The organism is Rhodococcus sp. 21391 (assembly GCF_016772255.1).
Classification (GTDB): domain Bacteria; phylum Actinomycetota; class Actinomycetes; order Mycobacteriales; family Mycobacteriaceae; genus Rhodococcus_F; species Rhodococcus_F opacus.
Window position 1 is genome coordinate 4,060,694 of the sequence record NZ_CP063781.1, and the last position, 14,159, is coordinate 4,074,852.

Here is a 14,159-nt window from a genome sequence, read left to right on the forward strand (position 1 = left end):
CACGCCAGAACGACCACCAAACCAATCCGAAACTTCAACGCCCACCGACCCATGAATCGCTAAGCATGTCCCGACTACATTTCGTCAACCCTGTCCTGAGACCACACACGTCACTGTATCGATCTCCGGTCCTGCGGGTGCACTGTCCGCCGACGGCTGTCGTTATTAGTGCCTCCCGTTATCGAATAAAGAGAGGACATGGCTGGCCGAAGGTCGCTGAAGCGACCTCAATTCCGACGACCACTCGCTGCAATCGCAGAGATCAGCCGGAGACGCCGACCTCATCTATTGAGCAGATCCGGTCCGAGCGACTACGACGCCGCCCGCGGGATCGAGGACTACAACGGGAGAGTCGCTTGTTGCCACGAACACCATGCCCTCACGTCCTACCCGATGTGCCGCCTAAGGAGGGGGCCAATCGATTCAAGCGATTCGGGCGTCATCATGTCACCATGAGTGACATCGATCGGGTGCTCGTGGATATCACCGTCCACGTACTGCGCCCACGTCTTCGTCAGGTCCCCGTTCGTTTCCCGATCGAGCGCTGCGCTGAAGAACAACACATCCCCCTCATACGTCGGCGGCGTGTACCCGCGTATCATCTCCGGTCCCTCGATTGCGTTTGTGAAGAGAGATTGAACACGATCCACGGTTAGCGAGATCGCCGAACCTTGAACCGCTTCGAGAAGCTCACAAGCCCGCTCACTGGTTAGGCTCAACTTCTCGTCGTCGCGAATGTCGATCCCGAGGATGCGCAAGCTCTTGCGGATCTCATCGTGAAAAGCCGACTCGTCGGGTATCTCCAACACCGCGTCCAACATCACCAAGCTTTCCACCGTCAAGCCTTCGGATTGTAATTGCGCAGCAACAGCGTGCGCGAGTACGCCACCCAACGACCAACCGAGCACTCGATAGGGCCCAAGTGGTTGAACCTGACGGATCTCCGACGCATACCGGAGCGCCACCTTCTCGATTGATTCCGGCGTGAAATCGTGTTCCAGGATCGACGGCGTCTGGAGGCCGTAAACCGGAACGTCATCGAGACCTTGGACCAGCCCGCCATAGCACCAGGCGAGACCCACCATCGGGTGAATGCAGAACAGCGGAAGGGAATTACCATTCCCACGCGAGATCGGGACGACCGCACGGAGCGCGGCGTCACGGTCGAAGTCGTCGCCTGCGCTCAGAGCGTGGTCGATTCTCTCCGCCAGTTCGTCGACTGTGGGATAGGAGAAGAGCCAGCGCACCGGAACCTGGGTATCCAGCGCCGCGCCGAGCCGCGCCACCACCTGAGTCGCGATCAACGAATTACCGCCCAGTGCGAAGAAGTCGTCATCCGCACCGACCCGCTCCACCCCGAGCACCTCGGCGAACACCCCAGCAACGATCTCCTCCACCGGCGTCGACGGCGCCCGAAACACCCGCGCCTCGAACACCGGCGCCGGCAACGCCTTCCGATCCAACTTCCCACTCGTATTCAACGGGAACTCATCGAGCACCACCAACGCGGACGGCACCATATAAGCCGGCAACACCCCCGCAACAGCATCCTTCAACTCCGCCGCATCAACCGTGCACCCCGCAGCAGCGACCACATAACCGACAAGCTGATCACCCGCCGCAGTCTCCGCGACCACGGCAACCGCCTGCGACACCGACGGCTGCACCAACAACGCCGTCTCGATCTCCCCCAACTCGATCCGCTGACCACGGAACTTCACCTGGAAATCCGTACGCCCGATGTACTCCAACTCACCCGACGCACTCCACCGCACCAGATCACCGGTGCGATACAACCGCTCCCCCACCACACCGAACGGATTCGCCACGAACCGCTCCGACGTCAGATCCGCACGACCCACATACCCGCGCGCCAACTGCACACCCGCCAGATACAACTCACCCGGCACCCCCACCGACACCGGACGCAGCCGCGCATCCAACACGAACACCTGCGAATTCCACTCCGGCACACCGATCGGCACCCCCACCGACTCCGAACCATCCACCCGACGATAAGTGATACTCACCGTCGCCTCGGTAGGGCCGTACAGGTTGTGCAACCCGGCATCGCTGATCGCCCCGAACGCACGCGCCGTCTCCACCGGCAACGCCTCACCGATCACGAACACATGCCGCAACGAACCCAACGACTCCGCCGACACCGACGACGCGAACACCGTCAACATCGACGGCACGAAATCAGTGACCGTCACCGAGTGCTCGCCCACCATCCGCGCCAGGTACACCGGATCACGATGCCCGTCCGGGTCGGCCACCACCAACCGTGCACCCGCGATCAACGGAACAAAGAACCCCCACAACGACACATCGAAGGTCGTCGCGGTCTTCTGCAAGTACACATCCGACTCGTCAATTCCGTACTCGTGCTGCATCCACAACACCTGGTTGACGATCGCCCGATGCGACACCGCCACACCCTTCGGCCGACCCGTCGACCCCGAGGTGAAGATGACGTACGCAGGACTGTCCACCCGCAACGGCGACACACGCTCCGCATCGGTCACCGGCGCCGCCCCAAAATCCGACAGATCGAGAATGTCGATCAATACAGAGTCCTGCCCCGCCGCCTCGAAACCATCCCGCGAGGTCGTCAAAACCGCCACCGGTGACGCAGTCTCGAGGATGTGGTCGATCCGGTCCGCGGGATGATCCGGGTCCATCGGCACATACGCGCCACCCGCCCTGACCACCGCATACATCCCGACAACCAGATCCACCGACCTCGCCATCGCCAACGCCACCAACGACTCCGGACCCACACCCACCGAAATCAAATACCGCGCAAGCCGGTTCACCCGCGCATCGAACTCCGCATACGACAACGACTCACCAGCGAACACCACCGCAACAGCATCCGGAGTCCGCGCCACCTGCGCATCGAACAAATCCACCAACGTCAACGAACCACCAACCACATGATCCGTCGCATTCCACCCCGACACCACCAACTCACGCTCACCAGCGTCGAGCAACTCCACATCACCGACAACCACACCCGGATCAGCCGCAACCACCTTGAGCAACCGCACCAACCGATCCGCGAACCCCGCCACCGTAGACGCATCGAACAAATCAGTCGCATACGTGACCTCGGCCGCAAGACCCGCAGGCACACCATCCACACCTACAGACTCAGCGAAACCGAACTGCAGATCGAACTTCGCGACCGCCGCATCGAACTCGATACCACCGACAGAAATACCTGCCAGGTCGAGCTCTGGCACCGGCAAGTTCTGGAATGACAGCGCGACCTGGAACAACGGATGCCGGGCCTGCGACCGCGCCGGGTTCAGCACCTCCACCAACCGCTCGAACGGCACATCCGCATGCCCGAACGCCTGCAGATCCGCCTCCCGCACCCCGGACAGCACATCCGCGAACGACGCCCCACCATCGACCTCGGTCCGCAACACCAACGTGTTCACGAACATACCCACCAGATCGTCGAGCACCTGCTCACCACGACCAGCAACCGGCGTACCAATCGCCACATCAGACGAACCCGACAACCGCGCCAACAACACCGCCAACGCCGACTGCACCACCATGAACAACGTCGAATTATGCGATGCAGCAACCGCAACCAATCGGGCGTGCAAGCCCGGATCGACGGCGAACCGGTACTGCGCACCACGGTTGGATGCCACCACAGGCCTCGCGCGGTCGGTGGGCAGATCGAGTTGATCCGGCAAACCCGACAACGCGGCCTTCCAGAAGGCTTCCTGTCGCGAAATCAGTGACGCGGGGTCACCTTCGGAACCGAGAACGTGCCGCTGCCAAATCGCGAAATCCGCGTACTGCACCAGGAGCGGAGACCAAGAGGGCGATTCGTTACTCGACCGGGCCGCATAGGCGATCATCAGGTCGCGAGCCAGCGGCCCCATTGAGAATCCGTCGGCGGCGATATGATGGACGACGAACACCAGTACGAACTCCGACTCCGTTAGTTCGAAGAGTCGAGCCCGTAGCGGAACCTCCACGCTCACATCGAAACCTGCCGACATGAATTCGGCGACCGACGCCAGCAGTTGGTCCTCAGGCACGATCGTCGGCGACAGATCCGGAAGGGGTTGGTGCGCCGGCAGGATCTGCTGAAATCCGACCCCGTCGACCTCCGGATACACCGTCCGCAACACCTCGTGACGACCCACCAGATCGGCCACCGCCGCCTGCAACGCCGCCACATCCAGATCACCGGTCAACCGAATCGCCACCGGAATGTTGTTGACCGCCGAGTCCGTGTCGAACCGGTTCAAGAACCACATCCGCTGCTGCGCCAACGACAACGGCACCCGCCCCGGACGCTCCTGCACCACCAACGGCACCCGACCACCCACACCAGAACGCTGCTCGACCCGAGCAGCCAACCCCGCCACCGACGGCGCCTCGAACAACACCCGCACCGGAACCGACGTCTCGAGCGCCGCACCCACCCGCGCCACCAACTGCGTCGCGATCAACGAATTACCACCCAGCGCGAAGAAATCATCATCCGCACCGACCCGCTCCACCCCGAGCAGATCCGCGAACACTCCGGCGACAATCTCCTCCACCGGCGTCGACGGCGCCCGAAACACCCGCGCCTCGAACACCGGCGCCGGCAACGCCTTCCGATCCAACTTCCCCGACGCATTCAACGGCAACGCCTCGAGCACCACAAACACATCCGGCACCATGTACGACGGCAACGACCGCCCGACGGTCTCCGCCAATGCCCGCGTATCGAGTGCAGCACCATCGACCGCAACCACATACGCCACCAACTGCTCCCCCGCCGCAGCCGCACGCACCACCACAACCGCCTGCCGAACCGACGCCTCGGACGACAACACCGCCTCGATCTCACCCAACTCGATCCGCAGCCCGCGCACCTTGACCTGGAAATCAGTCCGCCCGTGGTAGACAAGCTCACCATCCGCTGACCACGACACCAAATCACCCGTGCGATACAGACGACCGCCACCGCCAAACGGATCGGCCACGAACCGCTCCGCACTCAGATCCGGACGCGCCACATACCCACGTGCACTCTGAACGCCCCCGAGGTACAACTCACCCGCCACACCGATCGGCACAGGACGCAACCGCGCATCAAGCACGTACGCCTTCGTGTTCCACACCGGTGACCCCATCGGAACACTCACCCCCACAGCACCGTCCACCGAGCGGGCAGTGGCATGGACCGCGAACTCCGTCGGCCCATACAGATTGTGCAACTGCGCCGAGCACACCGACGCAAATCCATCGACCACCGCGGTCGGCAACGCCTCACCCGCCACCAGAACAGCACGCAGCGACGCTGCACTCCGCGCCCCGAGCGCCGAGGCGAACGCCGGCAGCATCGACGGCACGAACGAGGTCATCGTGACCGACTCATCCTCGATCACCCCAGCCAGATACTCCGGATCGCGGTGCCCGTCCGGCCGCGCAATCACAAGTCGAGCACCCACCAACAACGTGCCGAACAACTCCCACACCGACACATCGAAAGTCGCAGGCGTCTTCTGCAACACAACATCAGCCGCACCCATCCCATAGCGGTCGGTCAGCCACAACACCTGGTTGACCACCGCCGCATGACTGACCGCCACACCCTTCGGGCGACCCGTCGACCCCGACGTGAAGATCACATACGCCGCATTCTCCGGACGCAACCGCACCAACCGGTCCCCATCCGTAATCGGAGCATCCGAGAACCCCGACACATCCAGCGTGTCGATGCAACACACCGACCCCGCGACCCCCACACCGTCGCGCTGGGTCGCCAACACACACACCGGCGCCGCCGTCTCGACGATATAAGCGTTGCGCTCGACAGGCTGATCAGGATCCACCGGCACATACCCGCCACCGGCCTTGAGCACCGCGTACACACCCACCAACAGATCCACCGACCGACGCAACGCCACCGCCACCGTCGACTCCGGACCCACACCCACCGAAATCAAATACCGGGCAAGACGATTCACCCGAGAATCGAACTCCGCATACGACAACGACTCACCAGCGAACACCACCGCAACAGCATCCGGAGTCCGCGCCACCTGCGCATCGAACAACGACACCAACGTCGCCCCCGCATCCACCGGATACGACGACTCGTTCCACCCCGCCAACACCAACTCACGCTCGGCAGAATCGAGAACCTCGATATCGTCTATCTGGGTGCCGTCATCGGCCGCGACCGCCTCGAGCACCCGCACCAGACGACCCGCCAACGCCTCGACCTCACCGGCCGTGAACGCATCCTGCAAGTACTTCCACGTGAACCCGATCGAGGACCCCGCCGCGATCTGCAACGTCAACGGGTAATGGGTGTTGTCGCTACCCTGCACCCCGTCGACGGTCATCTCGTCGATCGCCTGCGCCTGCTCGACCAGACCCGCCTGGTCGACCGGATACGACTCGAACGCGGTCAACGTGTCGAACAACGCCCCCGCCCCGGCCGCCCGCTGAATCTCCGTCAAACCCAGATAGTGATGATCGAGCAGATCCGCCTGCTCACCCTGCACCCGAACCAACAACTCACGCACCGACTCGTTCGGCCGCAACCGGATCCGCACCGGCAGCGTGTTGATGAACAACCCGACCATCGACTCCACACCCGCAAGAGCGGCCGGCCGACCCGACACCGTCGCACCGAAGACCACATCCTCACGACCGGTCAAGCGCGACAACACAACTCCCCACGCAGCCTGGGTGATCGTGTTCAACGTGACACCGAGCCTCACAGCGAGCGCCGACAACGCCGCCGTCGTCTCGACACCCACCTCGGTACGCACCTCACCCGACCGCGTCGAAATCACCCGACCCGGGACCTCCGGCGCCAGCAACGTCGGCTCGTCGACACCCTCGAGCGCTGCCGCCCACCGCTGCGCCGACACCCGCGGATCCTGCTCCCCGAGCCAGGCCAGGAAGCTGCGATACGACCGCACCCGCGGCAGCACCGACGCATCACCACGCGTGGCATACAGCACCAGCAGATCCTTCATCAGCAACGGCATCGACCACCCGTCGAGCACGATGTGATGATTCGCCATCACCAACGTGTACCGACCCTCGGCAACGGTGACCAACGTGAACCGCACCAACGGCGGCGCCGCCAGATCGAACGACCGCGCCACATCCTCCGCGAGCACCCGGCCCAACGCCGCGTCCCGCTCCGACTCCGGCACCCCGCGCAGATCGACCTCCGACCACGGCACCTCCACACGGTCGAGGACCACCTGCACCGAACCACCCTCGGAATCGGTGACGAACGCCGTCCGCAAATTCGGATACCGATCCAGCACCGCCTGCGCCGCCGACCGCAACCGGTCCCCGTCCACCCGACCACCGAGGTCGAGCCGCACCTGCACCGTGTACACATCCAACGACGCCTCGGCCAACAACGCATGGAACAACAAACCGGACTGCAACGGCGCCAACGGCCACACATCCACCACAGCCGGGAACCGCGCCTCCCACCGCTCGATATCCCGCTGCCCCACCGACACCAACGACACATCCGACGGCGTCAACCCACCGGCACCCGCACCACGCACATGCGACGAAAGCGCGGTCAACGCCTCCACCCACAGATCCGCCAACGCCTGCACATCCGACCGCGAAATCGCCCCGGACGGGAACGCAAACGACGCACCCAACTGGGCGTCACCGTCAACACCATCGGTGACAATGGCGTTGATATCGACGGTCTTGTTCGCCGGCATGTCCGCATCACCCGGCGCCGAGTACTCACCCAGATCACCCGGCAACCACCCCAGATCCCCGAGGCCGTCCGGAATATCACCGGCCGACACCCGACCCAGATAATTGAAACTGATCTGCCCAGTCGGCAAATGCGCCAACCGAGCAGCGGTGTCCTCGTTCAGATACCGCAACAACCCGAATCCGACACCCTTGTCCGGCACCGCCAACAACCGCTCCTTGACGGCCTTGATCACCGACCCCGCCGCAGCCCCACCGGCGAACGCCTCGTCGAGATCGATCCCGTCGACGCCCAGCCGCACCGGGAACGAGCTGGTGAACCACCCCACCGTCCGCGACAAATCCGCACCCGGCACAACGGCCTCTTCACGCCCATGCCCCTCGAGCTGAATCAACGTCGACGACGCGACCACACCCCGGTCACGACGGAACCGAGCCACCGCCAACACCAAACCAGCCAGCAACCCGTCATTGACACCGCCCCGGAACAACTTCGGCACCGACGTCAACAACGACGCCGTCACCTCCGCCGGCACCGTCACCGAAATCTTCTCCACCGTGGACTCCACGTCCACCGCAGGATCGAACGGGCGAGACCCCAGAACCGGGTCCTCACCCTCCACAATCCCTTGCCACAACGGCAGTTCCGCCACCCGCGACTCCGAACGGGACTCCTCGGCCAACGCATGCGCCCACCGCCGCGCCGACGTCCCCACCGCCGACAACACCGGTTCCTGACCGGCCACACGCTGAGCCCACGCCGACACGAAGTCCGGCACCAGAATCCGCCACGACACCCCATCAACAACCAGATGATGCGCCACGACCAGCAACTTCCCCGGCCGCGGCACCTCACCCACCGCAACCTCGAAATCGAACCACACGAACTGGCTCATCACCCCCGCCGCCGGAGCCAACCGACCCAACGCCGCATCGAACTCAGCCGACACCAACTCACTCAACGCCGCACCGGACACCCCCGCCGCAACCGGCACCCGATGCACCAACGCATCGACATCCACCGAACCCGGCGCACCGACCTCGAGCCCCCACACCCCCGACTCATCCCGCACCAACCGGGACCGCAACACATCATGATGATCGACAACCGCACCGATCGTTGCCACCACACCCGAACGATCGATCCCGACCGGCAACTCCAACGCCATCGTCTGCGTGAACCGATCGAACCCACCACCACGCTCGACCATGAACCGCCCGATCGGCAGCAACGGCATCCACCCCACACCACCACCGGGCAACTCCGCGAGCACCACCGCCTCGGCGTCCCCCGACACCACAGCGACCTCAGCCAAACCCGCAACAGTCTTGCGCTCGAACACATCCCGCGGCGAAAACACCACACCCCGCGACTTCGCCCGCGACACCAACTGAATCGACACAATACTGTCGCCACCCAAAGCGAAGAACGAATCGTCCAACCCGACCCGCTCCACCCCCAACACATCCGCAAACACCGACGCCACGATCTCCTCGACCGGCGACGAGGGCGCCCGGAACTCCACACCCGACACAAACTCCGGCGCCGGCAACGCCTTCCGATCCAACTTCCCATTCACCGTCAACGGCAACGCCTCGAGCACCATCACCACATCCGGCACCATGTGCACAGGCAAGGACCGACGGACAAACTCCGTCAACTCGTCCGTATCGACGACAGCCTCGGGAGACGCCACCACATACGACACCAATACCGTTGCACCCGAATCCATCTTCCGGGCCACTGTCGCCGCGACATCGACGGTCGGGTGCGCAGTCAGTGCCGCATCGACCTCACCGAGCTCGATGCGGAATCCGCGGACCTTGACCTGGAAGTCGGACCGCCCCACGTACTCGAGCTGACCCTCGGCGTTCCACCGCACCACATCCCCGGTCCGATACATCACCGCACCCGACCCACCGAACGGATCAGCCACAAACCGGCTCGACGTCAACCCCGAACGCCCGTGATACCCCCGCGCAAGTGCGCCGCCCGCTAGATAGAGCTCACCCACCGCACCCGGGACAACCGGATGCAACCGCGAATCGAGCACCAACGCCGAGACCCCACAAACCGGGCGGCCGATCGTAATCGGTTCCCCCACCACAAGTTCGGCGAACGATGAAATGATCGTCGTCTCCGTCGGACCGTAACCGTTGAAATACTTCCGACCCGGAGCCCACTTCGCGAGCAAATCCGCCGTCGTGACATCCCCGCCGACCGACACCACCTCGAGATCCTCCAGTCCCGAAGGATCGACAGTGCCCAACACGGCCGGAGTAATGATCGTGTGCGTCACACGCTCGGACCGCAGCAGTTCCGCGAGGTCGGCCCCACCGGCAATCGCCGGCGGAACGATCACCAACGTGCCACCCACCGAGAACGCCGCCATCCACTCGAGCACCGACGGGTCGAAACTCGGCGAACAGACATGAAGAAAACGCGTCGACGACGTCACACCGTAAAGAGCAGTAGCCGTCTCGAGCACCCCCGCCAAACTCGCATGAGTCACACTCACACCCTTCGGCAGACCCGTCGACCCCGACGTGTAAATCACGTACGCCCGCTGCCCCGGCAGCACTCGCGCCACACGATCGGCATCGGTCACAGGAGCCGACGAGAACCGCGCACAGTCCTCCTCGAACTCCGCGTCATCGACCACCAGCCACGACACACCCTCGGCCAAACCCTCACGATACGGACCCGCCGTCATCCCCAGCAGCGCACCCGAATCACCCACCAGGTACTCGATTCGATCAACCGGATAGCTCGGATCAACCGGAACATACGCAGCACCAGTCTTCGCGACCGCCCACACCGCACACACCATCTCCAGCGAACGCGGAAAAGCCAACGCCACCACAGTTTCCGGACCCGCACCACGAGCGATCAACAACCGTGCAACACGCGACGACCGCTCGTCCAACTCCCGATACGACACCGACCGGCCCTCGAACCGGATCGCCACCGCATCCGGATCCACACCCACAGAGGACGTCAAAATCTCCGGCAACGTCCGAATTTCAGAGACACCACCCCCACGCACCGACGTGAGGGTTTCAGACTCCTCACACGACAGCACCGCGACGTCACCCACCAACACGGAGGGATCGGTCGCGACCACCTCGAGAATCCGCAGAAAACGGTCGGCAAACGACCGCACCCTCGACTCGTCGAACAAATCTGTGGCAAACACGAACTGCGCCGACATACCAGCCGGCGCACCCGACTCGTCGAAATGCTCCTGCACATTCAACGACAAATCGAACTTGGCCACCTGCACATCAGCTTCGACGCCGGAAACAGTCAAACCTGGCAACTCGAACGTCGTCGAACCGAAATTCTCAAACGCCAACGCAACCTGGAACAAAGGATGCCGCGCAGTGGACCGCTCCGGAGACAACACCTCCACCAGACGCTCGAACGGAACATCCGCATGCTCGAACGCCGCCAAGTCGGTACCACGCACCTGCCCAACGAGCTCACCGAACGTACTGGAGCCATCGACCTGAGACCGCAACACCAACGTGTTGACAAACATCCCAATCACATCATCGAGAGCTTCCTCACCACGCCCCGCCACAGGAGTACCCACAGCAATGTCGGAAGTTCCACTCAAACGAGACAGCAACACCACGAACGCAGCATGAACAACCATGAACAACGACGCGCCGTTCTCATGCGCCAATTCAAGGAGTCTCGCGTGTGAACCCGGTTCGGTCTCGAAGCCGTAGCTCGCTCCACGATTCGACATAACCGAAGGCCGTGACCGGTCAGCCGGGAGCTCAAGCTGAGCCGGCAACCCCGAGAGAACATCTTTCCAGTAGCTGAGCTGAGTGGACATTACCGACTGTGGATCGTGCTCAGATCCCAGAACCTCCCTCTGCCACAGGGAGTAGTCCGCGTACTGGACGTCCAGAGGCCGCCACGATGGTGCTTCACCGGACCTGCGAGCGACATATGCCGACACCAGGTCACGCGTGAAGGGACCAATCGAGAAGCCATCAGCCGCAATATGGTGGATGACGACGACGAGGATGAAGTCGGACGTAGAAGTCTTCAGCACCCGAGCCCTGAATGGGACTTCCGTGGTCACATCGAAGGTGCTGGCAACAATGTCGCGAACTCGGTCGAAGACCTCACCATCACTGCACTCGAAGGGTGTCAGGTCTGGAACGACCTCTGCGGCAGGAACTATCACCTGGTAGCCGACCCCATCGACCTCCGGGTACACCGTGCGCAACGACTCGTGGCGGCCGATCACATCGTCAACCGCCGACTGAAGCGCGGTGACATCCAGGTCGCCGGAAAGCCGGATTGCAACCGGAATATTGTTCAGCGCGGAGTCGATGTCGAATTGATTCAAGAACCACATGCGCTGTTGGGCCAACGACAGCGGCACCCGGTCCGGACGTTCCCGCGCCACCAAGGCAATACGAGGCCGATCGTCGACACCCAGCGCGATTCGCACCGCGAGTGCCGCCACTGTCGACGCATCAAAGACAGTCGCGACGGGAACCCTCACATCGAATGCTGCACCCAACCGTGCTGCGGCCCTGGCTGCGAGCAACGAGTTCCCGCCGAGGTCGAAGAAGTCGTCGTCGGCACCGACGCTGTCGCGTCCAAGAAGATCCGCGAATACTTTCGCGACGGTTTCTTCCTCAGGAGTGGACGGTTCCCGATACGGGCGTGCCTCGAAGACCGGTTCCGGCAGCGCGTCGCGATCGAGTTTGCCCACCGGAGTCAGCGGGATTTCGTCGAGCACCATGATCGTTGACGGGACCATGTGCGCTGGCAGAATCCGGCGTGCAGCCCGTTCGACGTCGTCGACGTCGAAAGACGTGCCGGGAAGCGGAAGGACATGGGACACCAAGGCGATGTCACCTGTCGGGAGGCGACGCGCGGCAGTGGTGGCGAATTTGACGTCGGGATGACCAGCGAGAGCGGCATCGATCTCACCTAGCTCGATCCGGAAACCGCGGATTTTCACCTGAGCGTCGGAGCGTCCAACGTATTCGATGGTTTTTCCTGCGCGCCACCGAACGATGTCGCCCGTGCGGTACATCCGCTCACCCGGCTCACCGAATGGATTTGCGACAAATCGATCTGCAGTGAGGCCGCTGCGGCCGTGATACGCGCGCGCGATCCCGTGGCCTGAAACGTATAGTTCGCCCGCTACCCCGCTGGGAACTGCACGCAAACGGTCATCGAGCACAAAGACGGACTCCCCTCTGACGGGGCTACCGATGGTAACCGGCTCCCCGGGCTGCAGAGGTTCGCTGATAGTACTCACGATGGTCGTTTCGGTGGGCCCATAGCCGTTGAAGAACTTGCGACCCGGCGCCCACTGCTCCACCAATTCAGGCGGGCACGCCTCGCCACCTACAACGACAACCTGCAGTTCGTCGAGGTCTGCAGAATGCATCGACGCCAGCGCGGAGGGCGTCAGCACCGCATGGGTTACCCGCTCCTGCCGTAGGAGGCCTGTTAGTTCCTCGCCGGCGCCGTACATCGACGCTGGCGCAATCACCATCGTCGAACTGGCGCCGATCGTGAGGAGTAGTTCGAACAGCGACTGGTCGAAGCTCGGCGATGCAACGTGGAGGACCCGCGACTCCGCCGAGAGCGCGCATGTGGCTTGCTGGGTGGCCATCAGACCACCCAGTCCGTTGTGTGTTACGACTACGCCTTTGGGGCGTCCGGTAGAACCAGATGTGTAGATCACGTACGCGGGGTGGTCGGCGCCCAATGGCCGAACGCGGTCGCTGTATGAGATCGGTTCTGCGGCCGCGACCGAGTATTGCGCTACAAACTCGGGGCTGTCCAGGATGAGCCACTCCACCCCGTCGGGAAGGTGGCCGCGTTGGGCACCGACCGTCACACCGATCACCGGACGTGAGTCATCGAGCATGTATGAAATTCGTTCACTTGGATACGACGGGTCCATCGGAACGAATGCGGCCCCTGCTTTCGCAATCGCCCACACAGCAAGTACCGACTCGATGGACCGCGGGACGGACACCGCGACGCGGTCCTCGGGCCCGACGCCCCGCTCGATCAAGACACGCGCTATCTGCGAGGACAGTTCGTCCATCTCACCGTATGTGAGATGGACGCCCTCGCACGTAACCGCAAGCGCAGAGGGATGTCGTTCGACGGCGGCAGCGAGCAGCTGAGCAAGGGTGGGCGACGCCTTCCCACGCCGACGTCGGGCGGGTCTGGGTGTGCGGGTGCCATGCGTAGGCCGATCTGATTGCGAACTGTGCGCACTCATGCTGCGAACCCCACAAGCCGGCGGAGAACGGACGGGGTTGGACGACGCATCGAAATGACACACCCTTCATTCGAGGTTGGAGCTAGCACAGACTTCTTGACCGGCACTTCTAATACCTCATGTTACGAACCCGACCACTCGGCGTATTCA

Annotated in this window: 1 protein-coding gene; it reads right to left on the minus strand. The window is 63.1% G+C overall.

Features of this window, described 5'->3' with window-relative positions; all coding sequences use genetic code 11:
• Positions 1 to 386: 386 nt before the first annotated feature.
• Complete coding sequence (locus GO592_RS19100; RefSeq protein WP_202714920.1) at positions 387 to 14,009, minus strand: non-ribosomal peptide synthetase; 13,623 nt, start codon at positions 14,007 to 14,009, stop codon at positions 387 to 389.
• Between the last annotated feature and the right edge of the window lie 150 nt (positions 14,010 to 14,159).

Coding starts and splice junctions, on each gene's coding strand:
- GO592_RS19100 (WP_202714920.1), bottom strand. CDS start 14,009: ATGAGTGCGCACAGTTCGCAATCAGATCGGCCTACGCATGGCACCCGC.